The sequence below is a fragment of the Reyranella humidisoli genome, from assembly GCF_019039055.1.
Lineage (GTDB): Bacteria > Pseudomonadota > Alphaproteobacteria > Reyranellales > Reyranellaceae > Reyranella > Reyranella humidisoli.
Genome location: NZ_JAHOPB010000001.1, coordinates 2,118,971 through 2,144,455 on the forward strand (window position 1 = coordinate 2,118,971; position 25,485 = coordinate 2,144,455).

Consider the following 25,485-nt stretch of genomic DNA (forward strand, 5'->3'; position numbering starts at 1 on the left):
CTGTCGGGGCGCCGGTTTCCTGCCGCAGCCGGGGCGCGGCGTCTACCTACTTCTTTCGGAAGCTGTCGAGCTTGACGACCTTGGAGGCGGCGTCCTCGGGCTTGGCCGCGTCGTCGGCCGCAGCCTCCGCGGGCGCCTGGCCATCCTCGCCCTCGGTGGGCGCGGGCAGGGGCCGCTTTTCCGGCACCGGCAGCGGCGTCGGCTCGGAGGCGCCCACCGGCGCGGCCGCGCCGTCGAGCTTCTCGCCGGCCTTGTCGCGACGGTCGAACTGCAGGCCGAAGCGCACCGAAGGATCGACGAAGGCGGAGAGCGCGGAGAACGGAACTTTTATGTGTTCCTGCTGCTTGTTGAAGCTCACCGTCACTTCGAACCAATCGTCGTGCAGGATGAGATCCCAGTACTGGTGCTGCAGCACGATCGTCATCTCTTCCGGATACTTGGCGCGCAGATATTCCGGCAGCTCCACGCCGGGATCGCCGCTGCGGAAGCTGATGTAGAAATGATGCGAGCCCGGAAGACCCGTTTCCGCGACCTGAGTCAGCACGCGTCGCACGACGCTGCGCAGCGCATCGTCGACGAGAGCGTCGTAGTGAAAGCGATCGTTCATGGCCTGTCGGAAATTTCGTGAAAGCATCGGCCCGCGGTGCGGGAGAGTCAACGATGGCAATAGCGGTCAATCGCCGGGAAGGAAAGCGGAGATGACCCGGAAGATGAGTGGGGGGCTTCTGTTGCCCGGTGCCCCCCGGACCGCGCTTACGTCCGCTGTTTAGGCGGCAGCAGCGAGTGTAACGGTGTTATCGTTAGCACTTGTGAATGGCCCGTCACGGCGGAACCATACCGAGCAAAAACCGCGTCTTTACCACGCCCGTCGATCCTGGTTCGCCCCCATCGGTTCCACCCAAGGGTGGAGAAATAATGGTGGAGGCGCCGGGTACTGCCCCCGGGTCCGAAACGCTTATGTCACGCGGCGTTTATCGCCATAGTCGGTTTCCCGACAGGCCCTATATAGGCGCATCGGCCGGCATTTTGAAGGCGGGTGATCATCGGATATTTCCCCATGGCCGGGGGTGCTCCGCGCCCATAAAGTCCGGCGCAAACGAGGACAATGAACCGATGCCCCTCTCCAGCGACCAGCAGGCTGAAATCGACCAGGCCCGGGCCGGCGCCCAGCCGACCCTGCGTCCCGTGGCCCCGGCGCTGGAGGAGATCCTCTACCAGGCGCTGCCCGTGCTCGATCACGGCTTCGTCCGCGTCGTCGACTACATGGGCGACGATGCCGCCGTGGTTCAGGCCGCGCGCGTGAGCTACGGCCGCGGCACCAAGAAGGTCAGCGAGGATCGCGGTCTCATCAACTACCTGATGCGGCACCGCCACACGACGCCGTTCGAAATGTGCGAGATCAAGTACCACGTGAAGCTGCCGATCTTCGTGGCGCGTCAGTGGATCCGCCATCGCACCGCCAACGTGAACGAGTATTCCGCGCGCTACTCGATCCTCGACAACGAGTTCTACGTGCCGAAGCCCGAGCATCTCGCCGCGCAGAGCGCGATGAACCGGCAGGGGCGCGACGCCGTGCTGGCGGGCAAGGAGGCGGAGCGCGTCTTCGACCTGCTGAAGAAGGACGCCGAGCTGGTCTACGAGCACTATCTCGAGATGCTGAACGAGGGTGAAGCCGGTGCGCCGCTCGATCCCGAGCGATCGGGCCTCGCGCGCGAACTGGCCCGCATGAACCTGTCGCTCGGCTTCTATACGCAGTGGTACTGGAAGACCAACCTCCACAATCTCATGCACTTCCTGTCGCTGCGGGCCGACGCCCATGCGCAGTACGAGATCCGCGTCTACGCCGAGACCATGCTCGACACGCTGAAGCGCTGGTGCCCGATCAGCCACGACGCTTTCGTCGAATACCGGCTGGGCGGCACGCATCTCTCCAAGACCGGCCTCGCCATCGTGAAGCGCATGCTGGCGGGCGAGACGGTCGACCAGAAGTCGAGCGGCTTGAGCGCCCGCGAATGGCGCGAGCTGATGGCCGCCCTCGGTCAGGCGACGTGATCCGCGATCCCGGCCGGCTGCGGCTGCTGCGCGAGCGGCCGCGCGACAACACGGCGGTCGAGGAGATGAACGAGGCGGCCTTCGGGCCCGACCGCCAGCAGAAGACGGTCTACCGGCTGCGCGAGGGCGTGAAGCCGATCCGCGAGTTGTGCTTCGTCGCCATCGACCAGAAGGACCGGATGGTGGCGTCGATCCGCAACTGGCCGATCCTGGTCAACGAGAAGTGGCCCGCCATCATGCTGGGCCCGCTCGCCATCTCGCCCGAACTGCGCGGCCTGGGCTACGGCAAGGCGCTGATGTGGCATTCGATGGCGCAGTCGCGCATGCTGGGCCACAGCCGCATCATCCTGGTCGGGGATCCCGAGTACTACAACCAGTTCGGCTTTCGCCGCGATCTCGCACTGAACATCCAGCTCCCCGGTTGGGTCGAGGACCGCCGCTTCCTCGCGCTCGAACTGGTCGCCGGCTCGATGATCGGCGTCCACGGCATGATCGGCAAATGGCGCGTGGGCTGGCGGCCGAGCAGGCGCAAGACGAAAAAGTAAGCCCTTCCCCATTCAGATGCGGAAGTGCCCTCGTCTTACGAGGGCGATGGGGTCATGACCCCTCCGTCGCCTCAGCGGCTTGGTTACAAGCCGCGAGACGGCGCCACCTCCCCATGTGAATGGGGAGGCAATCTCGAGCTACTGCACCACGATGTTCGGGGCCTTGCGGGCGCCGCGCTGGTTGGCGGTCAGCTGCTTCCACATGCGGCCGGCGATGTTCTTGTAGGCCTGCGCGTGGGCGCTGTCGGGCTTCGACACGACGATGGGATGGCCGCTGTCGGACGTGGTGCGGATGTCGAGGTGCAGCGGGATCTCGCCGAGAAACGGAACGCCCAGCTTGTCGGCTTCCTCGCGGGCGCCGCCGTGGCCGAAGATCTCCGAGCGCTCGCCGCACTTGGGGCAGAGGAAGTAGCTCATGTTCTCGACGATGCCGAGCACCGGCACGGCGACCTTGCGGAACATGGCGAGGCCCTTGCGCGCGTCGACGAGGGCGATGTCCTGCGGCGTCGAGACGATGACGGCGCCGGCCAGCGCCACGCGCTGGGCGAGGGTGAGCTGGGCGTCGCCGGTGCCCGGCGGCATGTCGACGACCAGCACGTCGAGGTCACCCCAGGTCACGTCGCGCAGCATCTGCTCGAGCGCGCTCGACACCATGGGACCGCGCCAGATCATCGGCGTGTCCTCGTTCACGATGTAGCCGATCGACATGGTCTTGAGCCCGAAGCGCTCGATCGGCTTCAGCATCTTGCCATCGGCCGACTCCGGCTTCTCGGTCACGCCCAGCATGCGCGGCATCGACGGGCCGTAGATGTCGGCGTCGAGCAGGCCCGCCGAGAGGCCGTTGGCCGCGAGGCCGAGCGCCAGGTTGACAGCGGTCGTCGACTTGCCGACGCCGCCCTTGCCCGACGCCACGGCGATGATGTGTTTCACGCCCGGCACGTCGATGCGGCCACCGCCGCCCGTGGTCTTGCCCGCAGGCGCGCCATGGCTGTGCCCGTGCGCATGGCCGTGATTGCCCGGTGCGGGAGGCGGGGCGGGGCGGGGCGTCGCCGCGGCGCGCTCGGCGGTCATCACCGCGGTTGCGGAGAGAACCCCCGGCATGGCGCGGATCGCCTGCTCGCAGGCCTGGCGCAGCGGCTCGAGGGCCGTGCCGCGAGCGGGGTCGACTTCGAGCGTGACCGCGACATGACCAGAGCGCGTGGCGATGCCGCTCACCATGCCCAGCGCCTCGACGCTGCGGCCGGTCGCCGGATCGATGACGGTTTCGAGAACCTTCCGGATGGCCGATTCGCTTATTTCCGCCATGTTCTGCTTCTTCCGCCTCGGCGCATTTTCATGTCCGCCGCTTGATTGAAGGTGGGCCTGCCGTCACATATATGCAGCTCGTGTGGAAATCAAAAGCGACAACGCGCGAACGCGCGGCAAGCAGGGGCCCTGAGGTGAACGATGGCGTGGAATAACAACGGCGGCGGCCCCTGGGGCGGCGGCGGTGGAGGCGGCGGCTCTGGTGGCGGCGGCGGTCCCTGGGGTGGTGGCGGTGGCGGCGGCAACCGTGGCGGTGGAGGCGGCGGCGGTGGCGGCCCCTTCGGCTCGCGGCGTCCCCCCGACATGGAAGACGTCATCCGCAAGGGCCAAGAGCGGCTCAAGAACCTCATGCCCGGCGGTTTCGGCACCTACAAGGGCATTGCCCTCGTGGTGCTCGGCGCGCTGGTGATCTGGCTGGCGACCGGCTTCTTCCGCGTGCAGCCCAACCAGCAGGCGATCCAGCTCGTGTTCGGCAAGCCCTACGGCAAGCCCGTCGAGCCTGGCCTGCACTACAATCTGCCCGCACCGATCGGAAATGTCGTGGTCGTGAACGTGCAGGATCAGCGGCGCACCGTCCTCGGCTCCCGCGGCGCCCAGGCTTCAACTCCTTACACGCGCGGTCCGCGTCCGACTTCGACCGAAAACCTGATGCTGACTGGCGACGAGAACATCGTCGACATCGAGTTCGCCGTGCTCTGGCAGATCAAGGACGTCTTCAAGTACGCATTCGACGTGCGCAATCCTGAGGAGAACGTCCGCTCCGGCGCCGAAGCCGCAATGCGTGAGGTCATCGGCAAGTCGAACCTGCAATACGCCCAGACCGAGGGCCGCAGCCGCATCGAGCAGGACACCAAGGATCTGCTGCAGGGCATCCTCGACGAATACGGGCTGGGCGTCCGCATCTCGCAGATCCAGCTTCTGCGCGTCGACCCCCCGCAGGAGGTCATCGCGGCGTTCCGCGACGTCCAGGCGGCGCGTGCCGACAAGGAGAAACTGATCAACGAGGGCAATACCTACCGCAACCAGCAGCTTCCGCGGGCCAAGGGTGAAGCCGAGTCGATCGTCCAGCGCTCCGAGGCCTACAAGGCCGAGATCGTCGCCCGTGCAAGCGGCGATGCGCAGCGCTTCGACCAGGTCTACGAGCAGTGGGCCAAGGCCAAGGACATCACCACGGAGCGTCTGTATCTCGACACGATGGAAGAGGTGCTCCGCAACGTGAACAAGGTGCTGGTCGACAAGGGAACGACCAACAATGGGGGCGTGCTGCCCTACCTGCCGCTGCCCGAGCTGCGCTCGGGTCAGACGCCGGGAGTCGGCCCGCAACCACGACCGGCGCCGCAGCCTTTGCCGGGAGCCACGCGATGAGCAACCGTTCGATCATCGCGCTGATCGCGCTCGCGGTCCTGGGTTTCCTCGTGACCCAGACCTTCTACACGGTCGACCCGACCAAGCAGGTCCTGGTCCGGCAGTTCGGTGCCATCGTCGGCGAACCGAAGACGCAACCTGGCCTCTACGCCAAGATCCCGCTGATCCAGGACATCCAGCGGATCGACCGCCGGCTGCTCGACTACGAAGCCGAGGAGTTCGAGATCATCGCGGGCGACCAGAAGCGCCTCGTGGTCGATGCCTATGCCCGCTACAAGATCGTCGCGGCCAAACTTTATGCGCAGACCGTGCCGGGAGGCGAGACGACCCTGCGCGGCCTGCTCGACTCGCTGATCAACTCGGAAATCCGTGGCGTCCTGTCGTCGGTGCCGCTGCATGCGGTGCTGACCGACCAGCGCGCCAACCTGATGGACGAGATCACCAAGCGGGTGAACGGCAAGACCATGGAACTGGGTGTCCAGACGGTCGACGTGCGTATCAAGCGCGCCGATCTGCCCCAGGCCAACTCCCAGTCGGTCTACAACCGCATGAAGACCGACCGCGAGCGCGAGGCCGGCCAGCTCCGAGCCGAGGGCGACGAGGAGAACGCCCGCATCAAGGCGACGGCCGACCGCGAGGTTGCGGTCATCAAGGCCGACGCCGGGCTGAAGGGCCAGATACTGAAGGGCGAGGCGGATGCCGCCGCGACCGAGATCTACGCCAAGGCCTTCAGCAAGGATAAGGACTTCTACGGCTTCTACCGGCGCATGGAGGCCTACAAGCAGGCGTTCGGTTCGGGTGGCTCGACCATGCTGCTCAGCCCGGACAACGACTTCTTCCGCTACTTCAACGACCCGTCCGGAATACCGGCACTGAAGAAGTAGAACCCGGCAAGAACCGTACCGGACCGGCGGCTGTGGCACTCCTGCCACGCCGCCGGTTTCTTTTTGGAGACACGTGAAAAACGCAGCAAATACGGGCCTGATAACGGCCTCTTTATTTGCGCCACAATCGGGCCGCAGGTAGACAGGAACTCTAACGCGCGGCGCCGGCCGTACCGACCGTTTGGCCTTGAGCGCCGTTGGAGGTCGGTCGTGATTCTAGCTGATTTTCAAGGCTATTTCAGAGGAGCCGCTCTCGCGGCCATCGCGTCGCTTGGTCTTGTGGCGACGGAGCCGGCTTGGGCGCGCCAGCCGACGGAAAGCTTTTCCGAGCTGGTCGACAAATTGATGCCGACCGTCGTCAACATCACGACGACGCAGAACGTGCCCCAGCAGGGTCCGCGGCTGCGCGACATGCCGCAGCTTCCGCCGGGCTCGCCCTTCGAGGAGCTCTTCAAGGAGTTCTTCGACAAGAAGGGTGGCGAGGAGCAGCAGAAGCGTCGCGGTACCTCGCTGGGCTCCGGGTTCGTGATCGACGGCGAGGGCTACATCGTCACCAACAACCACGTCATCCAGGGCGCCGAGGACATCACGGTCATCTTCCGCGACGACACCCAGCTCAAGGCCAAGCTGATCGGCTCCGACAGCCGCATCGACCTGGCCCTGCTGAAGGTCGAGCCGCCGAACAAGAAGCCCCTGCCGGCGGTGAAGTGGGGCGATTCCGACAAGTCGCGGGTCGGCGACTGGGTGATCGCCATCGGCAATCCGTTCGGCATGGGCCATTCGGTGACGGCCGGCATCATTTCGGCGCGCGGCCGTTCGCTGAACGACTCACTCGACGACTACCTGCAGACCGACGCCGCCATCAACAAGGGCAACTCGGGCGGTCCGCTGTTCAACACCGACGGCGAGGTGATCGGCGTCAATACCGCGATCTACTCGCCCTCCGGCACCAATGCCGGCCTCGCCTTCTCCATCCCGTCGAATCTCGTGAAGCAGGTCGCCGACCAGCTGCGCGAGTTCGGCAAGGTCAAGCGCGGCTGGATCGGCGTCAGCTACCAGAGCGTCACCGACGATATCGCCGATTCCTTCGGCCTCGACCGTGCCCGCGGTGTGCTGGTGGCCAATGTCACGGCTGACGGCCCTGCCGCCAAGGCGGGCCTGAAGCGCAACGACATCATCATCTCGTTCGGCGGCCAGGATGTCCTCGACCTGCGCCGCTTCCCGAAGATCGTCGCCAATGCCCGGGTGGGCAACACCGTCGACGTCGTCGTCTGGCGCGGGGCCAAGGAAGTGCCGCTGAAGCTGCGCGTCGGTGAGCAGGAAGAGGCCGAGAAGCAGAACACGTCGGCGCAGGGAACGAAGAAGCCGGCCGAGCCCGACCAGCCGGTGACCTCGACCATCGAGCAGCTCGGCCTTTCCCTGCAGAAAGTCACCGACCAGCTGCGCGAGCGCTATGGTCTCTCCGACCAGGTGAAGGGCGTGATCATCACCAAGGTGGCGCCCAACAGCCCGGCCGCCGAGAAGCAGCTCCAGGCGGGCGACGTCATCCTCGAGGTCGACCAGAAGCCGGTCACGACGCCGCAGGAGGTCACCGAACTCGTGACCAAGCTGCAGCAGCAGAAGAAGCGCTCCGTGCTCCTGTTCGTCGAACGCCAGGGCGACCCCAGGTTCGCGGCGCTCCGTCTGCAGAAATAGGTTTCGCCTCCAGACAAACGAAAAGGCCGCGCACCGCGCGGCCTTTTTTGTTTCTCTGCCGTCTTGAGCAGAGCGAAAGACCTCGCCGAACGACCAGATTGCGTCCTGCGTTGTTGGCGGGAGGTCCTTCGCTGGCGCTCAGACGACAAACAGGTCAGCCGACCTTAACCACCAGTTTGCCGAAGTTCTCGCCCTTCAGCAGGCCCATGAAGGCTTCGGGTGCCTTGGCGAGCCCGTCGATCACCGTCTCGCGACTCTTGAGCTTGCCCGACGCCACCAGCCCGCCGACCTCGTTCACGAACTCGCCCATGAGGGCCACGTGGTCGGAGACGATGAAGCCCTGCAGGGTCAGGCGGCGCTGGACGATGGTGAACATCTTCTCGGGGCCTGCGATCGGCGTGGCGTCCTGGTATTCCGAGATGGCGCCGCAGAAGGCGACGCGGCCGAAATTGTTCAGGCGCGCGAAGACGGCGTGGAAGATCCTGCCGCCGACATTCTCGAAATCGGCATCGATACCCTGGGGGCAGAGCTTGTCGAGCACCGCGCCCACGTCGCGCTCGGTCTTGTGGTTGAAGCAGGCGTCGTAGCCCGCCTCGCGCACCGCCCACTGGCACTTCTGCTCGTCGCCGGCGCAGCCCACGACATGCGCGCCCGCCAGCTTGGCGAGTTGGCCCGCCACCTGGCCGACCGCGCCGGTCGCGGCGGAGACGAACACCGTCTCGCCGGCCTTGGGCTTGCAGATGTGCTTGATGCCGTACCAGGCGGTGAAGCTCGGCATGCCCAGCACGCCGAGATAGGCCGAGAGCGGGATGCCGGCCGCATCGATCTTGCGCAGGCCCTTGCCGTCATGGACCGTGTGGGTGGCCCAGTTCAGCATGCCCATCACGATGTCGCCCTTGGCGTAGCGCGGGTTCTTCGACTCGACGACCTCGCCGACCGAGCCGCCGGTCAGCGGCTTGTCGAGTTCGAAGGGCGGCGTGTAGGAGCGCAGTTCGGTCATGCGCGGCCGCATGTAGGGATCGAGCGACAGGAAGCGTTGCGCCACCAGGATCTGGCCGTCGGCCAGGGCGGGGAGCGCAACCGTTTCGGCGCGGAAGCAATCGGCAGTGACGTCGCCCTCGGGGCGCTTGGCGAGGACGATCTGCTGGATGTCTGTCATGGGTCTTTCCTCTCTTCGAAGTCGCTCAGGCGATAGCCCTGCAGGTAGAGCAGCGCGCTCAGGTCGCCGTGGTTGATGCCGGCCGGCACTTCGGCCGCCACGGCAGGTTTGGCATGGAAGGCGACGCCGAGGCCGGCGGCCTTCAGCATCGGCAGGTCATTGGCGCCGTCGCCGACGGTCACGGCATCGGCGATGGTGATGTCGTGTTCGCCGGCCAGCCGCTGCAGGGTCGTGAACTTGGCTTCCTTGCCGAGGATCGGGCGGCCGACCGTACCGGCCAGTGAGGTGCCGTCATGTTCCAGCACGTTGGCGGCATCGAAGTCGAAGCCCAGCTTCTTGCGTACCATCGACGTAAAATAGGTGAAGCCGCCCGAGACCAGCGCGCAATAGGCGCCGTGCTTCTTCATGGTTGCGACCAGGGTGGCGCCGCCCGGCATGTAGCGGATGCGCGTTGCGGCCTCGTCCAGCTTGCCGACCGGCAGTCCCTTCAGCAGCCCGACCCGCTCCTCGAGCGCTCCGGCGAAATCGATCTCGCCGTTCATGGCGCGGGCGGTGATGCCGGCGATTTTCTCGCGCAGGCCGAGAAAGTCGGCCAGTTCGTCGAGCATCTCGTTGTGGATCATGGTCGATTCCATGTCCGCGACGAGCAGCTTCTTGCGCCGGCCCTGCGAGGCGAGGACGATCGCATCGACATCAGGAAGGGCGGGCGGCGCGGCCGCGCCGTCGAACGGCAGATCGCAGGCGATGCCGGGGGCCAGCCAGTCGGGTTGGCCGACGGTGGCGCCGGCACGCTTCAGCGCTTCGGCGGCGGCCGCCACGACCGCCTCGGTGAGGGCGGGACGGGCGGGATTGGAGATGAGGACCAGTACGTTTTTCACGCCCCGGCTCTAGCGTCGGGGTCGCGGATTTGCAAACAGTGCGCCGGCTCATGGTTTCGCAGGCAAAAGCTCCTGTCATCGTCGTCACCGGACCGACCGCCAGCGGCAAGTCGGCGCTGGCGCTCGCGCTGGCCGAGCGTCGCGGCGGCACGGTGATCAACGCCGACGCGATGCAGACCTACGACGCCTTCCCGATCCTGACGGCGCAGCCGGCGCCCGAGGAGCAGGCGCGGGCGCCGCACGCGCTCTATGGCGTGGTACCCCTCGGCGAGACCGTGTCGGCGGCAAGTTGGCGCACGCTGGCCAGCGGGGAGATCGAGCGGGCGCGGGCCGCCGGCCGCGTGCCCATCCTGTGCGGCGGCTCGGGCCTCTACCTGCGCACCCTGATGAAGGGCATCGCACCGATACCCGACGCGCCGCCCGAGCTTCGGGAGCAGGCCAATGCCGACTGGGCCGCGCTGGGTCCGGCAGCCTTCCGGGCCCGGCTGGCCGAGCACGATCCCGTCCTCGTCGGCCGGCTGAAGCCGGGTGACCGCCAGCGCCATGTCCGCGCCTGGGAAGTCTGGCAGGCCACGGGCCGCCCCTTGAGTGCCTGGCAGGAGGGCGAGGCCTCGACCGCGCCCTGGCGGTTCGTGACGGTGCTGCTGTCCCCTGACCGGACCTGGCTGCGCGAACGCATCGAGCGACGCTTCGACGTCATGCTGGCGGGCGGTATCGAGGCCGAGGCGCGGGCGGTCTTCGACCGCCAGCCCGATCCGGCCTGGCCCGGTCTCAAGGCTCATGGCGCACCCGAACTGTTCCGCCATTTCCGGGGAGAGATGTCGCGGGAGGACGTCCGGCGGGTCGCCATCGATCACACGCGGCAGTATGCCAAGCGCCAGATGACGTGGTTTCGGCACCAGATGGCACCAGATCTGGTATTCGACCCAAGGGCTGATCAAGCTCTGGTCGCGATTGAGAAATATTTGGACAATCCAGACACCTGAAACTTTGCGTTTCGATCTTTTTGGATTGACCGGTTCCGACCCTGCCACTATGTTCCGCCGCGCCGCAAAACCCCCGTTTTGCGGCACATTTGTCAGAAGGAGAGCACTGTGACGAAGCCCGAGGAGTCCGCCACGACCGGCGCCGATCTGTTGGTGAAAGCCCTGATCGACGAGGAAGTCGAGGTCGTCTTCGGCTATCCCGGCGGTGCGGTCCTTCCGATCTACGATTCGCTGTTCAAGCAGAACCGGCTGCGCCACATCCTGGTGCGCCACGAGCAGGCGGCCGTGCACGCCGCCGAGGGCTATGCCCGCTCGACCGGCAAGGTCGGCGTGGTGCTGGTGACCTCCGGTCCCGGCGCGACCAATGCCGTGACCGGCCTCACCGATGCGCTGATGGATTCGATCCCGCTCGTCTGCCTGACCGGCCAGGTGCCGACTCACCTGATCGGCAACGACGCCTTCCAGGAAGCCGACACGACCGGCATCACGCGTCCCTGCACCAAGCACAATTACCTGGTGAAGTCGGTGGGCGATCTCGCCCGCTCGGTCCACGAGGCCTTTTACGTGGCGCGCTCCGGCCGTCCGGGCCCGGTCGTCATCGACCTGCCCAAGGACGTGCTGATGAACAAGCACGAGTACACGCCGCCGCCGAAGGTCGCGGTGACGCACAAGAGCTACCGGCCGCAGACCCAGCCGGACCCGAAGAAGATCGAGCAGGCGATCGAGATGATCGCGCAGGCCAAGCGCCCGGTGTTCTATGCCGGCGGCGGCATCATCAATGCCGGTCCCAAGGCCTCGAAGTTGCTGACGCAGTTCGTGCATCTCACGGGCTATCCGGTCACCAACACGCTGATGGGCCTCGGCGCCTTCCCGGCGTCGGACAAGCAGTTCCTCGGCATGCTGGGCATGCACGGCACCTACGAAGCCAACCTGGCGATGCACGGCTGCGACGTGATGATCAACATCGGCGCGCGCTTCGACGATCGCATCACCGGCAACCTGACGAAGTTCTCGCCGAACTCGAAGAAGATCCACGTCGACATCGATCCGTCGTCGATCAACAAGAACGTCCGTGTCGACCTCGCCATCGTCGGCGACGCCGGCATCGTGCTCGAGGAGCTGCTCAAGGCCTGGAAGGCGAAGCAGCCGAAGGTCGACCAGAAGGCGCTGAAGGCGTGGTGGGCCGAGATCGACACGTGGCGGGCGCGCAACTGCCTCGCCTACAAGCCGAACAAGCAGGTGATCAAGCCGCAATACGCGCTGGAGCGGCTCTATCATCACATCAAGGACAAGGACCACTACATCACGACCGAAGTGGGCCAGCACCAGATGTGGGCGGCGCAGTTCCTGAAGTTCGAGCAGCCCAACCGCTGGATGACCTCGGGCGGCCTCGGCACCATGGGCTACGGCTTCCCCGCGGCGCTGGGCGTGCAGATCGCCCATCCCGAGGCGCTCGTCATCGACGTGGCGGGCGAAGCCTCGATCCTGATGAACATCCAGGAGCTCTCCACGGCGGCGCAGTATCGCCTGCCGGTGAAGATCTTCGTGCTGAACAACCACTACATGGGCATGGTCCGGCAGTGGCAGGAGCTGCTGCACGGTGGCCGCTATTCCGAGAGCTATTCAGAATCTCTGCCCGACTTCGTGAAGGTCGCCGAGGCGTTCGGCGCCAAGGGCCTGCGCTGCGAGGATCCGGCCAAGCTCGACGATACGATCAAGGAGATGATCGATCTGAAGCACCCCGTAATCGTCGACGTCATCGTCGACGAAAAGGAGAACTGCTTCCCGATGATCCCCTCGGGTGCTGCCCACAACGAGATGCTGCTGGGTCCGGACGACAAGCAGTCCACGACGGTGTCGGAAGAAGGCATGGTGCTGGTGTGAGCAAGGATACGTCTGTGGTCGCCCACACGATCTCCGTCCTGGTGGCCAACGAGCCGGGCATCCTCGCGCGCGTGGTCGGCCTGTTCTCCGGCCGCGGCTACAACATCGAGAGCCTGACTGTCGCGGAGACCAACGCGAAGGAAAGCCAGTCGCGCATCACCATCGTGACCAAGGGCACGCCCATGATCATCGAGCAGATCAAGGCGCAGCTCGACCGTCTCGTGCCGGTCTATCGCGTGCGCGACCTCACGGTCGAGGGCCCGCACATCGAGCGCGAGCTGGCGCTGGTGAAGGTGAAGGGCGTCGGCGAGAAGCGCGTCGAGGCGCTGCGCCTGGCCGACGTGTTCCGGGCCAAGGTGATCGACGCCAAGTCCGATTCCTTCGTGTTCGAGGTCACGGGCAACAGCGACAAGGTCCAGACCTTCATCGGCCTGATGGAGACGCTGGGCCTGGTCGATGTCTGCCGCACCGGCATCGTCGCCATGTCGCGCGGCGGCGAGGCGCTCTAGGCATGGAGTACGTCGCGGCCCTTGCCGGGCTCGCGGTCGTCCATCTGCTTGCCGTGGCGAGCCCCGGCCCGTCGACGGTGCTGGTCGTCCAGACCGCGGCGGTCGCGGGCCGCCGTGCCGGACTCCTCGCGGCCTTCGCCATGATGCTGGGCGCGGTCGCCTGGGCGGCTGCAGCGCTCTATGGCCTGCAGATCCTGTTCGCGCGCTTCGAGTGGCTCTACGTCGCCTTCCGCATCGGCGGCGCGCTCTATCTGCTCTATCTCGCCTGGATGCTGCTGCGCCATGCCGGCGCGCCGCTGCCCGAGGCCGATCCGTCGGCAGGGCGGGGAGGGGCCTGGCAGGGCTTCCTGAAGGCGCTTCTGCTGCAGCTCAGCAACCCCAAGGTCATGGTCTTCATGGGCAGCATCTTCGTCTCCCTGCTGCCCGCCCAGATGCCGTCCTGGATGGAGGCCACGGTGCTGGCCATCGTGGCGGTCAACGAGTTCAGCTGGTTCGCCCTGCTGACGCTGCTCTTCTCGGGCGAGACGGCGCGCGCCTTCTACCGGCGAACCAAGCTCTGGCTCGACCGGTTCATGGGCGGCGCGCTGGCGCTGCTGGGCCTGAAGCTGGCCTTCGACCGCTAGTAGTTCGACAGGCCCTTGATCGACGCGACGCGGCCCTCGATCTCGGCCAGGTTGGCCGGCGCCTTGTCGATCACGAACAGCGCCTGGGTCCGTCCGTTCATCTGCAGGGGATCGCCGCCCTCGCGCTGCTGCATTTCGCCCAGGAAAGTGCCGGCCGGACGGCAGGTCGGGGTGGCGCTCAGCCCGCCGAAATTGACGCCCGGATAGCGCAGGCAGATCTGGGTGATCGGCTGGCCGCTCGAATCGCTGGTGTTCTCGACCATCCATTGACCCTGGAAGATGCGGCGCTGGCCGACCATCCAGACGAGGTCGCGACCGTCCGCCGTCGAGTAGTGGATCTGGGCCGGGCCGTTGCCGCGGGTCCACAGCCAGGTGTGGTTGCGCATGGCCCGGGCGGCCCCGTGCAGCGTCGAGTTCTCCACGGCGTAGTCGATGCCCGGCATGCCGACGGCCGGCCCAGTGGGCGCGTCGGAGGGCTGCGAGCAGGCCGCCAGCGCGAGGGCGGCGAGCGGGAGGGCGAGGGTGGAGCGAAGGGACGACATCAGGAAGCTTTCCTCTCGGAGGCTTGGGCGGGAGCGGCTACCCCATACCATATGTAGAATCGGGGTTCGCTGGCGAGGGGCGTCTTGGGTTCGACGCAGGGCGACCATGCATTGAAGCAGCATTCGAGGCTGGTTTTTACGGGCCGGTTTGTCTACTAACCCCCGTTCTTTGCGAGAAGTCAGCCAGGAGGAATGGCGCCAATGCGTGTCTACTACGATCGTGATGCCGACGTGAACCTGATCAAGGGCAAGAAGGTCCTTGTCGTCGGTTACGGCAGCCAGGGCCATGCCCACGCCATGAACCTCCGCGATTCGGGCGTCAAGGACGTACGCATTGCGCTGAAGCCCGGCTCGGCCACGATCAAGAAGGCCGAAGGCGCCGGCTTCACCGTGATGAGCCCGGCCGACGGCGCCAAGTGGGCCGACATCGTGATGATGCTGACCCCGGACGAGCTGCAGTCGGACATCTACAACGCCGACCTCGCCGGCAATATGAAGCAGGGCGCGGCGCTGGCCTTCGCGCACGGCCTCAACGTCCACTTCAACCTGCTGACGCCGCGTCCCGACCTCGACGTGTTCATGATCGCGCCGAAGGGCCCCGGCCACACCGTGCGCTCCGAGTATGTGCGCGGCGGCGGCGTGCCCTGCCTCGTGGCGGTGGCGGCGAACTCCTCGGGCAATGCGCTCGAGATCGCGCTCAGCTACTCGTCGGCGGTGGGCGGCGGTCGCGCCGGCACCATCGAGACCTCGTTCAAGGAAGAGTGCGAGACCGACCTGTTCGGCGAGCAGGTCGTCCTGTGCGGCGGCCTCGTCGAGCTGATCAAGGCTGGCTACGAGACGCTGGTCGAGGCGGGCTACGCGCCGGAGATGGCGTACTTCGAGTGCCTGCACGAAGTGAAGCTGATCGTCGACCTCATCTTCGAGGGCGGCATCGCCAACATGAACTACTCGATCTCCAACACCGCCGAGTACGGCGAGTACAAGACCGGCCCGCGCATCGTGACCGCCGAGACCAAGGCGGAGATGAAGCGCGTCCTCGAAGACATCCAGTCGGGCCGCTTCGCCCGCGACTGGATGCTGGAGAACAAGGTCAACCAGGCCTCGTTCAAGGCCACGCGCAAGCGCATGTCGGAGCACCCGATCGAAGAGGTCGGCGAGAAGCTCCGCGCCATGATGCCGTGGATCAAGGAAAAGGCCTTGGTCGATAAGGCGCGCAACTAAGCGCGCCTTGGCGGGCGGCAGCGCTTGTAACCAAGCGCGAGAGCCCGCACCGGGCAGAAAGGATAAAGGCGCCGAAACCGGCGCCTTTTTCTTGTCTATTTTGCACGGAGCGGGCTCCCGCGCCTCTGAAGGCGCTGCCGCCCGCCGGCGCGTGTGAACGCGCCTAGATAATATACCCGCCACCCGACGCATCGAGCATCGCGCCGGTGATGAAGGACGACTCGTCCGACAGCAGCCACAGCACCGCCTCGGCGATCTCGGCCGACCGGCCAACGCGACCCATGGGAATCGACTTCTCGATGTTGGTGCGAAACGCCGGATCCTTCAGCCGGCCCTCCGTCATCTCGGTCAGCACCATGCCGGGCCGCAGCGAGTTCACGCGGATGCCCTCGGACGCGACCTCGCGGGCGAAGCCCTTGGTGAAGGCGTCGACCGCGCCTTTGCTCGCGGCATAGGCCGAGGAGCCGAGGCGTCCGCCGAGCGTCGCCGCCATCGACGAGACGTTGACGATCGCGCCGCCCTTGCCGCCATGTTTCGTCGACATGCGCCGGGCCGCCTCGCGGCAGCACAGCATCAGGCCTGTGACGTTGGTGGCGAACAGGTTGGCCAGCACCGCGGCGTCGTATTCGTCGACCCGGCCGCGTTTTCCGTTGGTGCCGGCGCTGTTCACCAGATGGGTGATCGGCCCCAGCGCCTTCTCGGTCTCCTCGAACAGCCGCACGATGTCGGCCTCGCGCGCCATGTCGCCGGGCAGGGCGATCGCCTTGCCGCCCCTGGCCTCGATGTCGGCGACCACGGCCTTCGCTTGGGCGTCGCGGGTCCGGTAGTTGATGGCGATGCGGTAGCCGCGCGTCGCGGCCTGGCGGGCGGTCTCGGCGCCGATGCCCGAGGCGCCGCCGGTGATCAGGAGGGTTTTGCTCATGGCGCGATGATATAGTGTCGGCAACGCTTCGGGAGGAAAAAGCATGAAGGCCGCCGTTCTGTTCAAGCCCAACGAGCCACTCCAGGTCGTGGAGTGCGAACTCGACCCGCCCAAGGCGCAGGAAGTGCGCGTGAAGATGAAGGCGTCGGGTGTCTGCCAGAGCGACTGGCACATCATGAACGGCGACTGGCCCTCGCCGATGCCGATCGTGCCGGGCCACGAGGCGGCGGGCGAGATCCTGGAATGCGGTCCGGGCGTCACGACGGTGAAGCCGGGCGACCATGTGATCTTCTCGTTCCGTCCCCATTGCGGGCGCTGCCGCTACTGCACGCAGGGTCGCACGGTGCTCTGCATCGGGCGCGCGTCGGTGCCGCCGGGCGCGCAGCATGACGGCACGCTGCGGCTGAAGCACAAGGGCGAGGGCATCAACCAGATGGCCCGCATCGGCACCTTCGCGGAGGAAGTCGTGGTGCCGGAAGAGATGGTGGTGCCGATCCGCAAGGACATGCCGTGGGCTCAGGCGGCGCTGGTCGGTTGCTGCGTTGCGACCGGCGTGGGCGCGGTGACGCGCCATGCCAAGATCGAAGCGGGCTCGACCGTGCTGGTGATCGGCTGCGGCGGCGTGGGCCTCAACGCGGTGCAGGGCGCGATGCTCTCGGGCGCCAGCAAGATCATCGCGGCCGACATTCTCGACAACAAGCTCGAGATGGCCAGGACCTTCGGGGCCACGCACACGATCAACACCGCGACCGACAACGATCCGGTAAAGAAGGTGAAGGAGATCACCGGCGGGCTGGGCGTCGACTATTCCTTCGACGCGGTGTCGGTCGGCGCCACGCAGGCACTGGCTTTCGACGCGCTGGCGCCGGGCGGCCACGGCGTCGCGGTCGGCATCTCGGCGGCCACGGTGAAGGCGCAGTATTCGCCGATGATGATGGTGTTCGGCGAGAAGACGATGAGCGGCACGTTCTACGGCTCGGTTCGCCCCGATCTCGATTTCCCGGTGCTGGTCGATCACTACATGAACAAGCGCCTGAACATCGACGGCCTGATCAGCCGTACCTACAAGCTTTCGGAAATCAACGAGGGCTTCAAGCGCATGATGGCGGGCGAGGTCGCACGCGGCGTCGTGGTGTTCGACTGATCATGTCTCTTTACGAAATCCTCGTCTTCGTGGCTCTCGCCGCTGTCGGTGGCTGGGCCTACTACCTGTACCGCCAGGACACGAAGCCCAAGTGAAATGAGCACCCTCGACGAGTTCGGCCTGACCGACGAGCAGGTCCTGATCCGGCGCAACGTCGCCGAACTGCTGGCCCGCGTGCTGCCGCCGGAGGAGATCCGGCGGCTCGACGAGGAGTCGGCTTTCCCGCACGCGGCGTTCGATGCGCTGGCGCAAGCGGGCTACATGGCGCTGCCCTACGATCCCGCCTATGGCGGCATGGGCGGCAGCCGCAAGGACCTCGTCGTGCTGGTCGAGGCGCTGGCGCGTCACTATAGCGGCGCGTCCTCGCTCTATCTGCCGACCGTCGTCTATGGCGGCATGCACCTGCAACTGACGGCGGGCGAGCATCTGCGACGGCGCTATCTGCCGGAGATCTGCGCCGGCAAGCTGAAGTCGGCGTTCGCATTGTCGGAGCCCGACACCGGCTCCGACGCGTCGGGCATCAAGACGCGGGCGGTGCGCGACGGCAACGGCTATCGGATCACGGGGCAGAAACTCTACATCAGCGCCGCGCACGTCGCCGACTATTTGATGGTGGTGGCCAAGACCGACAGCGAGGCGCGGCACAAGGGCGTGACGCTGTTCTGGGTCGATGCGCGCGCGGCCGGTCTCACGATGCAGCCGCTGCCGACGCTGGGCCGGCGCACGACGCACGCCAACGAGATCTTCTTCGACGGTGTGTTCGTGCCGGCCGACCATGTGATCGGCGAGGAGAATCGCGGCTGGTCCGGCCTGATGAAGGGTCTGAACCTCGAGCGCTTGTGTCTCGCCGCGCAAGCCTGCGGCAACATGCATTTCGGCATCGAGTACGCCAAGCGCTTCGCCCAGGAGCGCATCCAGTTCGGCCAGCCGATCTCGAAGTTCCAGGCGATCCAGCACAAGTTCGCCGACATGCGCATCCTGCTGCGCACGACGCAGGCGCTGACCTATCGCCTGGCCGACATGCTCGATGCCGGTCTCGATCCGGTCGAGGAGACGGCGATCGCCAAGATCCAGGGCACCGACGGCGAGTTCAAGTGCGCCCATCTCGCCATGGAGATCATGGGCGGTGCCGGCTACACGATGGCGCACGACATCCAGCGCCTGTTCCGCGACGTCCGCGTGGGCTCGATCGGCGGCGGCACCAACGACATCCAGCGCAACACCATCGCCAAGATGATGGGCCTCTGAAGTGCGCAAGATCGGTACAGACCTCACCCTGAGGAGGCGCGTAGCGCCGTCTCGAAGGGTGACTTCAGGAACGAGGTGCGCGTTGCCCACCCTTCGAGACGCGCGCCTGCGGGGCGCTCCTCAGGGTGAGGCTGGTCGTTTGCTTGTGAGCGTGTCTTAGTGCGCAAGATCGGCGACGCGTCATTCTTTCGCATCGTCGATCGCCTGCTCGAACCCGGCACGTCGCGCGCCCTGAAGACGTCGTGGACCGTCGACGGCGTCGCCTGGCAGCGCGAGCGGCACTCTTACGCCGGTGCGAGCCACGGCTTCACCGTCGAGGTGACCACGGGGCGCGCCACCGGCGCCGCGCCCTGGACGATGCTCGTGGTGAAGGAATACTGGCGCTCGGGAACCGGCGAGGAACTGAAGTCTCATCAATGGGCGCATATCGAGACGGGCCGTCGTGCCGATGTCGTGGCCTGGATCGAACGGCAGGAGCGGCGGCTGGCGAACGCCTGACGCACCCGCAGCGCGCAACTTTTCAGTCGCGACGAATCACCAACGAGCACAAACAGTGACCATGGGTGCGGCCGTTTGAATCGCCTTGCGAGCCTTGCCTTGCCGGTCTAAACCCGGTCGCACCTCCGGCGCTGGACCTTGGAATAGCGCCAAAAATTCAAGATTTCGCCGTAATTACAGAGACTTAACTCAATGCTGTCGCGCGTCATCGGGCTATTTTCGGCGGACATGGGCATCGACCTCGGTACGGCCAATACGTTGGTCTACGTGAAGGGTCGGGGCATCGTTCTGAATGAACCGTCCGTCGTGGCCCTCACCACGCAGAGCGGCAAGCGTCAGGTTCTCGCGGTCGGCGAAGAGGCCAAGATGATGCTGGGTCGTACCCCCGGCAACATCCAGGCGATCCGTCCCCTGCGCGACGGCGTCATCGCCGACTTCGAAGTCGCCGAGGCGATGATCAAGCACTTCATCTCGAAGGTGCATAATCGCCGCAGCTTCGCCCATCCCCAGATCGTGGTCTGCGTGCCCTCAGGCTCCACCGCCGTCGAGCGCCGCGCCATCCAGGAATCGGCCGAGAGCGCCGGCGCCCGCAAGGTCTGGCTGATCGAGGAGCCGATGGCCGCCGCGATCGGCGCCGGCCTGCCGGTGACCGAGCCGACCGGCTCGATGGTCGTCGACATCGGCGGCGGGACCACCGAGGTGGCCGTGCTGTCGCTGGGCGGCATCGTCTATCCGCGCTCGGTGCGCGTGGGCGGCGACAAGATGGACGAGGCGATCATCGCCTACATCCGCCGAAACCATAACCTCCTGGTCGGCGAGAGCTCGGCCGAGCGCATCAAGAAGACCATCGCCTCCGCCTGCCCGCCCGACGACGGCGAGGGCCGCACGATGGAGATCAAGGGCCGCGACCTGATGAACGGCGTCCCGAAGGAGCTGGTCATCACCGAGCGGCAGATCGCCGAGAGCCTTCAGGAGCCGGTGAGCGCCATCGTCGAGGCCGTGAAGGTCGCGCTGGAAAACACCGCGCCGGAACTGGCCGCCGACATCGTCGACAAGGGCATCGTGCTCACGGGCGGCGGCGCGCTGCTGGCCAACATGGATACCGTGCTGCGCCAGGCGACCGGCCTGCCGGTCTCCGTGGCCGAGGATCCGCTGCTCTGCGTGGCGCTTGGCACGGGCCATGCTGTCGAGAACATCGTGCGTCTTCGCGGCGTCCTTTCTTCGATGTACTAACAGGCCGCGCCGCCGCCCGCTTGGGTTAGAATGGGCAGGAAATGGCGATTCGGGACGACTTCGAGGTAGTCGCGGGCCAGGTGCGCACGGTGGTGCAGCGCTTCGCCCTCGGCCTGCTCGTGATCGCCGCCTTCGGCATCATGCTGGTCGGCAAGGCCGACACCGTCCTGGTCGAACATGCCCGCGTGCTGGCGCTCGACGTGGCGAGCCCCGTCCTGGAGGCCATCGCCCGGCCGGCCGCCTATGCCAACCGGGCCATCGCCGATCTCCGTGAATTCGCCTCCCTGCGCGACGAGAACGCCCGTCTGCGCGAGGAGAATGCCCGGCTGCTCGCCTGGCAGACCGCCGCGCGGCGCCTCGAGAACGAGAATGAGGGCCTGCGCAGCCTTGCCAGGTTCCGAGAGGGACCCGAGGCTTCGTTCATCACCGCCCGCCTCGTGGGCGACAGCGTCAGCGCCTACATGCGCGGCGCGCTGCTCAATGTCGGCCGCCGGGTCGGCGTGGCGCCGGGGCAGGCGGTCGTTACCGGCGAGGGCCTGGCCGGCCGCATCGCCGAAGTGGGCGAGAACAGCTCGCGTGTCCTGTTCGTGACTGACGTCAATTCCCGCCTGCCTGTTCTGGTCGAGCGCACGCGCGAACGGGCGATCCTGGCCGGCGACAATTCACCCCGGCTTCGCCTCGCCCTGCTGCAAGGCGTCGCGGGCGTTCAGGCCGGCGACCGTATCGTGACCTCCGGCCATGGCGGCAGCTTTCCGGTCGGTATCCCCGTCGGTGAGGTCGTGGAAACCAGCGAAGGCAGCGTCCGCGTTCGGCCGTTCACCGATTTCTCCCGCCTCGAATTCGTGCGCGTCGTCGACTACGGCGTGACCGGCCTCGTCGGGGCCGGCGCCCCGCCGCCGCCGGCCGCGCCGCCGGGCGGCACGGCCGTGCGGTCGCGCTGACATGCGGACCGACGGCACGCTCGCTCTCTTGGACCGCTGGGGCCGCGCCGCGCTTCCCGGCACGGTGCTGCTGTTCTTCGTGCTGCTGACCCTGGCGCCGCTGCGCGCCCCGTATCTTTCGGACGCGCTGCCGCTGCTGCCGGCGCTGGTGGTCTTCCAGTTCAGCCTGGCGACGCCCGAGCGCCTGCCGGGGCCGCTGCTGCTGGTCCTGGGCGTCCTGCTCGACCTGCTGCTGGGAGGACCCGGCGCCCCCGTCGGCGTCAGCGCGCTGGGCTTCGTGCTGATCCGCGCGGCCGTCGTGGCCAACCGCCGCTACCTGGTGGGCGTTCCGTTCCTGTTCCAGTGGATCGGCTTCTGTATCGTCTGCTGGGGCTTCGTGGCGCTGGTCTGGGCCTTCACGACCCTGTGGACCTGGGCGCCCATCGATCCCGTGCCGGCGATGTTGCAGTATGTGGTGGTGATCGTGATCTACCCCCTGCTGGCCCCGCTGCTCGCGCGCGTGCGCGCCCGCGACCCGCTGAACATTCCCGAACTGTCCCGCGGCGGCGCGCGGACGGGCGAGACGGCGCTATGAAGAATTTCCGCAAGGGCGACGGCGAGCGCAGCGGCCTGTTCACGCGCCGCGCGCTGGTGCTGGGCGGCGCACAGGCGGTGCTGCTGACGGCGCTGGCCGGCCGCCTGTACCAGCTGCAGGTCGTCGAGACCGACCGGTTCGCCACGATGGCCGAGGAGAACCGCATCAACATGCGGCTGCTGGCGCCGTCGCGCGGCCAGATCTTCGACCGCAGCGGCGTGCCGCTCGCCGTGAACCGCAACAATTTCCGCGCCATGGCGACGTCGGACCGTGGCCGCGGCGCCGACCTGCTGGTCGAGCGCCTCGACCAGATCTTCAGCCTGGGCGAGGCTGAGAAGGTCCGCCTGCTGCGCGAGCTGCGCCGCAGCCGCAGCGCGCAGCCCATCGTGGTGCGCGAGAATCTCGGCTGGGAAGAGGTGGCGCGGCTCGAGTTCAACGCCCCCGACCTGCCCGGCGTGTTCATCGATCTCGGCCAGTCGCGCGACTATCCCGAGGGCGAGCTGATGAGCCACATCGTGGGCTACACCGGTCGCGTCGCCGATGAGGATCTCGCTGGCCGCGACGATCCGGTGCTGCAGCTCGCGACCATGCGGTTCGGCAAGAAGGGCGTCGAGCGCTCGCTCGAGGACAATCTGCGGGGTCGTGCCGGCGCCGTTCAGGTCGAGGTCAACGCCGTCGGTCGCGTCGTTCGCGAACTCGACCGGACGGAGGGCCAGCCCGGCGCCAACGCGCTGCTGACCATCGACCTCGACATCCAGCGCTTCGCCATGGAGAAGATGAAGGAGCACAAGAGCGGCTCCGTCGTCGTGCTCGACGTCGTCACCGGCGACGTGATCGCCATGGTCTCGACACCCGGCTTCGATCCCTCGACCTTCGCGCGCGGCATTACGCAGACCGAATGGCGCGACCTGCTCGATAATCCCGAGCGGCCCCTCCACAACAAGGCGATCGCCGGCGTCTATCCGCCGGGCTCGACCTACAAGATGGTAACGGCCCTGGCCGCCCTCGAGGCCAAGGTGATCGACCCGTGGACGCGCCTGCCGTGTGCAGGCTTCCTTGAACTCGGCAACATCAAGTTCCATTGCTGGCTGAAGGGCGGCCACGGCTCGACCAACGTCAGCGAAGCCATCGCCATGTCGTGCGACTGTTTCTTCTACGAGGCGGCGCGCCGGGCCGGCATCGACCGGGTGAGCGACATGGCCCAGCGCCTGGGCTTCGGCAAGGTGAGCGAACTCGGCCTGCCGGGCGAGTCCGCCGCCAACCAGCCGACGCGCGCCTGGAAGCAGGAGAAGATGGGCAAGCCGTGGCAGCACGGCGACACGTTCAACCTCGGCATCGGCCAGGGCTACATGACCGCGACGCCGCTGCAGCTCGCCATCATGACGGCGCGCATCGCCAATGGCGGCTACGAGGTCCAGCCCAACCTGCTGCTGGCCAAGGCGACCCCGCGCGAGGAGCTGGTGCCGCCGCCGCCGCGCACCAAGCCGACGGCGCCCTCGCTGCGGCTCAACCCGCAGCATCTGGCGATCGTGCGGCAGGGCATGTCGGACGTGGTGAACAGCAGCCAGGGCACGGCCAACGCGCTGCGCGTCAAGCAACCCGAATTCACCTATGCCGGCAAGACCGGCACCGCGCAGGTCAAGCGCATCACCGAGCGCGAGCGCGAGATGGGCATCACCCAGGCCTCGCTGCCGTGGCATCTGCGCCATCACGCGCTGTTCGTCTGCTATGGCCCGGTCGACAATCCGCGCTATGCCTGCGCCGTGATCGTCGAGCATGGCCAGGCCGGCGGTGCCACCGCGGGTCCGATCGGCCGCGACGTGCTGGTCGAGACCATGAAGCGCGACCCGTCGCGCCGCACCGACCGCTTCAAAAAGATGGCGTCGCGATGAGTCTGGCCGCCATGGGTAGCAGCGCGGCGCTCGACGCGCCGGCGCCGGTCGGCTTCGCCGAGAAGATCTGGCGCATCAACTGGGGCCTCGTGCTGGTGCTGACGGCGATCGCCGGCATCGGCGTGCTGGCGCTCTATTCGGCGGCCGGCGGAAGGTTCGAGCCGTGGGCGGCGCGTCATGCGGTGCGCTACGGCTCGGCCTTCATCCTGATGCTGGTGGTGGCCCTGATCCATCCCAAGGTCTGGCTGTCGCTGGCCTGGCCGATCTACATCGTGTCGGTACTGATGCTGGTGGCGGTCGACGTCATCGGCAAGATCGGCATGGGCGCCCAGCGCTGGCTGGTGATCGGCCCGATGCAGATCCAGCCTTCCGAGATCGCCAAGGTCGCCGTGATACTGGTGATCGCGCGCTACTATCACGGGCTGCGGCGCGAGCAGGCCTCGCAGTTCGTCTACACGATACCGCCGCTCATCATGATCCTCGTGGTGGTCGGTCTCGTCATGGTCCAGCCCGACCTCGGCACCGCGATGATGGTGCTGATGGGCGGCGGGGCGCTCCTGTTCGTGGCGGGGGTGCGGATCTGGATGTTCCTGGCGGCCGGCATCGGCGCGGTGGCCTGCCTGCCGATCGCCTGGTCGCTGATGCACGACTACCAGAAGAAGCGCGTGCTCACCTTCCTCGATCCCGACCGCGACCCGCTGGGCGCCGGCTACCACATCACCCAGTCGAAGATCGCCATCGGCTCGGGCGGCATGTTCGGCAAGGGGTTCCTGAAGGGCACGCAGTCGTCGCTCAACTTCCTGCCCGAGAAGCAGACCGATTTCATCTTCACGACCTTCGTCGAGGAGTGGGGCATGGCCGGCGCGCTCGTGCTGCTCGGCCTGTTTGCTCTCGTGGTGGTCTGGGGCTTCTCCATCGCCTTCCGCAGCCAGCATCATTTCGGCCGCCTGCTGGCGCTGGGCGTCACGGCGATGCTGTTCCTCTACGTGTTCATCAACACCGCGATGGTGATGGGCATGCTGCCCGTCGTCGGCGTCCCGCTGCCGCTGGTCAGCAACGGCGGCACCGCTCTGCTGTCGGTCATGTTCGCCTGCGGACTGCTGATCGGGGTCAACGTCTACCGCGACGCCCAGCTCCCCCGGACCCGATAGACGAACCTGCGAAAAATCCTTCGAACGGGGCTATCGACAAGGCGGAACAGCCTTGGTATAGCCGCCGCCTTCCGGGCAATGACCCTGCTAGGCAGTGGGGGCGCATAGCTCAGTTGGTAGAGCAGCTGACTCTTAATCAGCTTGTCCCAGGTTCGAGCCCTGGTGCGCCCACCAAGCCCGGTCAATGTTTCCAAGCACTTAGACTATCTGCCCCCAAGGAACATCGCGGGTACG

At 66.7% G+C, this 25,485-nt stretch carries 23 protein-coding genes, 1 tRNA gene, 1 other RNA gene and 1 pseudogene; 19 read left to right on the top strand and 7 right to left on the bottom strand.

All coding sequences use genetic code 11. The features are described 5' to 3' along the window. Positions 1 to 46 precede the first annotated feature (46 nt). Together KQ910_RS10320 and ssrA are read right to left on the bottom strand one after the other, a co-directional pair. Positions 47 to 607 carry an SspB family protein gene (locus KQ910_RS10320; RefSeq protein ID WP_216959200.1) on the bottom strand — a complete coding sequence of 187 codons (561 nt, stop codon included), beginning with the start codon at positions 605 to 607 and terminating at the stop codon, positions 47 to 49. Between the two features lie 106 nt (positions 608 to 713). Continuing rightward, positions 714 to 1,035, bottom strand: a transfer-messenger RNA (tmRNA) gene (gene ssrA, locus KQ910_RS10325). A 78-nt stretch (positions 1,036 to 1,113) separates the two neighbouring features. Between ssrA and thyX the strand changes: the two genes are divergently transcribed. Both thyX and KQ910_RS10335 read left to right on the top strand, forming a co-directional pair. Beyond that, positions 1,114 to 2,052 (top strand): FAD-dependent thymidylate synthase, encoded by a 939-nt coding sequence (gene thyX, locus KQ910_RS10330; RefSeq protein ID WP_216959203.1) that lies wholly within the window; start codon positions 1,114 to 1,116, stop codon positions 2,050 to 2,052. After that, entirely contained in the window at positions 2,049 to 2,597 is a 549-nt protein-coding gene (locus KQ910_RS10335) for a GNAT family N-acetyltransferase (protein WP_216959207.1), read from the top strand. The genes thyX and KQ910_RS10335 overlap by 4 nt, the downstream gene beginning before the upstream one ends. Before the next feature lie 138 nt (positions 2,598 to 2,735). Here KQ910_RS10335 and apbC read toward each other — a convergent pair whose 3' ends face one another. Next, a complete protein-coding gene (apbC, locus tag KQ910_RS10340; protein WP_216959210.1) occupies positions 2,736 to 3,902 on the bottom strand; it encodes an iron-sulfur cluster carrier protein ApbC in 1,167 nt (388 codons plus the stop codon). A gap of 141 nt (positions 3,903 to 4,043) precedes the next feature. Here apbC and hflK point away from each other — a divergent pair, with 141 nt between their 5' ends. The 3 genes from hflK (at position 4,044) to KQ910_RS10355 (ending at position 7,846) form a co-directional block, all read left to right on the top strand. After that, positions 4,044 to 5,267, top strand: coding sequence for an FtsH protease activity modulator HflK (gene hflK / locus KQ910_RS10345; protein ID WP_216959213.1), 1,224 nt, complete (start codon positions 4,044 to 4,046; stop codon positions 5,265 to 5,267). Then, positions 5,264 to 6,151: a protease modulator HflC gene (gene hflC, locus KQ910_RS10350; protein ID WP_216959216.1), complete on the top strand. Its 888-nt coding sequence runs from the start codon at positions 5,264 to 5,266 to the stop codon at positions 6,149 to 6,151. Before hflK ends, hflC begins: the two co-directional genes overlap by 4 nt. A gap of 210 nt (positions 6,152 to 6,361) precedes the next feature. After that, the gene (locus tag KQ910_RS10355) at positions 6,362 to 7,846 is read left to right on the top strand and encodes a DegQ family serine endoprotease (protein WP_216959219.1); all 1,485 of its coding nucleotides are present in this window, start codon (positions 6,362 to 6,364) and stop codon (positions 7,844 to 7,846) included. A 154-nt stretch (positions 7,847 to 8,000) separates the two neighbouring features. Here the strand turns inward: KQ910_RS10355 and KQ910_RS10360 are convergent, their stop codons facing one another. Both KQ910_RS10360 and serB read right to left on the bottom strand, forming a co-directional pair. Next, positions 8,001 to 9,005 (bottom strand): NADP-dependent oxidoreductase, encoded by a 1,005-nt coding sequence (locus tag KQ910_RS10360; RefSeq protein ID WP_216959221.1) that lies wholly within the window; start codon positions 9,003 to 9,005, stop codon positions 8,001 to 8,003. Next, a pseudogene (serB, locus tag KQ910_RS10365) lies at positions 9,002 to 9,935 on the bottom strand (phosphoserine phosphatase SerB). The gene KQ910_RS10360 and the pseudogene serB overlap by 4 nt, the downstream one beginning before the upstream one ends. On the opposite strand from serB, the gene miaA reads away from it, so the two are divergent. From miaA to KQ910_RS10385, 4 genes are all read left to right on the top strand, one after another. Then, positions 9,934 to 10,869 carry a tRNA (adenosine(37)-N6)-dimethylallyltransferase MiaA gene (gene miaA / locus KQ910_RS10370; protein WP_216959227.1) on the top strand — a complete coding sequence of 312 codons (936 nt, stop codon included), beginning with the start codon at positions 9,934 to 9,936 and terminating at the stop codon, positions 10,867 to 10,869. The pseudogene serB and the gene miaA overlap by 2 nt on opposite strands. Positions 10,870 to 10,977: 108 nt before the next feature. Then, positions 10,978 to 12,753: an acetolactate synthase 3 large subunit gene (locus KQ910_RS10375; protein ID WP_216959230.1), complete on the top strand. Its 1,776-nt coding sequence runs from the start codon at positions 10,978 to 10,980 to the stop codon at positions 12,751 to 12,753. Then, a complete protein-coding gene (gene ilvN, locus KQ910_RS10380; RefSeq protein WP_216959244.1) occupies positions 12,750 to 13,262 on the top strand; it encodes an acetolactate synthase small subunit in 513 nt (170 codons plus the stop codon). The genes KQ910_RS10375 and ilvN overlap by 4 nt, the downstream gene beginning before the upstream one ends. 2 nt (positions 13,263 to 13,264) lie before the next feature. Continuing rightward, on the top strand, positions 13,265 to 13,885 hold the full coding sequence (locus KQ910_RS10385) for a LysE family translocator (RefSeq protein WP_216959247.1): 621 nt from the start codon (positions 13,265 to 13,267) through the stop codon (positions 13,883 to 13,885). On the opposite strand, the gene KQ910_RS10390 is transcribed toward KQ910_RS10385, so the two are convergent. After that, positions 13,882 to 14,427: a hypothetical protein gene (locus tag KQ910_RS10390; RefSeq protein ID WP_216959250.1), complete on the bottom strand. Its 546-nt coding sequence runs from the start codon at positions 14,425 to 14,427 to the stop codon at positions 13,882 to 13,884. The genes KQ910_RS10385 and KQ910_RS10390 overlap by 4 nt on opposite strands. Positions 14,428 to 14,628: 201 nt before the next feature. Between KQ910_RS10390 and ilvC the strand changes: the two genes are divergently transcribed. After that, positions 14,629 to 15,648: a ketol-acid reductoisomerase gene (gene ilvC / locus KQ910_RS10395; RefSeq protein WP_216959252.1), complete on the top strand. Its 1,020-nt coding sequence runs from the start codon at positions 14,629 to 14,631 to the stop codon at positions 15,646 to 15,648. 163 nt (positions 15,649 to 15,811) lie between these two features. Here ilvC and KQ910_RS10400 read toward each other — a convergent pair whose 3' ends face one another. Then, positions 15,812 to 16,570 (bottom strand): SDR family oxidoreductase, encoded by a 759-nt coding sequence (locus KQ910_RS10400; protein WP_216959255.1) that lies wholly within the window; start codon positions 16,568 to 16,570, stop codon positions 15,812 to 15,814. Positions 16,571 to 16,613: 43 nt separating this feature from the next. On the opposite strand from KQ910_RS10400, the gene KQ910_RS10405 reads away from it, so the two are divergent. From KQ910_RS10405 to KQ910_RS10445, 9 genes are all read left to right on the top strand, one after another. After that, positions 16,614 to 17,714, top strand: coding sequence for a Zn-dependent alcohol dehydrogenase (locus KQ910_RS10405; protein ID WP_216959257.1), 1,101 nt, complete (start codon positions 16,614 to 16,616; stop codon positions 17,712 to 17,714). A gap of 96 nt (positions 17,715 to 17,810) precedes the next feature. Continuing rightward, a complete protein-coding gene (locus KQ910_RS10410; protein WP_216959260.1) occupies positions 17,811 to 18,962 on the top strand; it encodes an acyl-CoA dehydrogenase family protein in 1,152 nt (383 codons plus the stop codon). A 159-nt stretch (positions 18,963 to 19,121) separates the two neighbouring features. Then, entirely contained in the window at positions 19,122 to 19,460 is a 339-nt protein-coding gene (locus KQ910_RS10415) for a hypothetical protein (protein ID WP_216959262.1), read from the top strand. 192 nt (positions 19,461 to 19,652) lie between these two features. Beyond that, positions 19,653 to 20,693 carry a rod shape-determining protein gene (locus KQ910_RS10420; RefSeq protein WP_068189726.1) on the top strand — a complete coding sequence of 347 codons (1,041 nt, stop codon included), beginning with the start codon at positions 19,653 to 19,655 and terminating at the stop codon, positions 20,691 to 20,693. 41 nt (positions 20,694 to 20,734) lie between these two features. Then, positions 20,735 to 21,634 carry a rod shape-determining protein MreC gene (gene mreC, locus KQ910_RS10425; protein ID WP_216959265.1) on the top strand — a complete coding sequence of 300 codons (900 nt, stop codon included), beginning with the start codon at positions 20,735 to 20,737 and terminating at the stop codon, positions 21,632 to 21,634. 1 nt (position 21,635) lies between these two features. Beyond that, positions 21,636 to 22,208, top strand: a complete 573-nt coding sequence (locus KQ910_RS10430) for a hypothetical protein (protein WP_216959270.1) — start codon at positions 21,636 to 21,638, stop codon at positions 22,206 to 22,208. After that, the gene (mrdA, locus tag KQ910_RS10435) at positions 22,205 to 24,100 is read left to right on the top strand and encodes a penicillin-binding protein 2 (RefSeq protein ID WP_216959272.1); all 1,896 of its coding nucleotides are present in this window, start codon (positions 22,205 to 22,207) and stop codon (positions 24,098 to 24,100) included. Before KQ910_RS10430 ends, mrdA begins: the two co-directional genes overlap by 4 nt. After that, positions 24,097 to 25,251 carry a rod shape-determining protein RodA gene (gene rodA / locus KQ910_RS10440; protein ID WP_229600376.1) on the top strand — a complete coding sequence of 385 codons (1,155 nt, stop codon included), beginning with the start codon at positions 24,097 to 24,099 and terminating at the stop codon, positions 25,249 to 25,251. The genes mrdA and rodA overlap by 4 nt, the downstream gene beginning before the upstream one ends. Before the next feature lie 98 nt (positions 25,252 to 25,349). Continuing rightward, positions 25,350 to 25,425: transfer RNA gene (locus KQ910_RS10445), tRNA-Lys, on the top strand. The last annotated feature ends 60 nt before the right edge of the window (positions 25,426 to 25,485 follow it).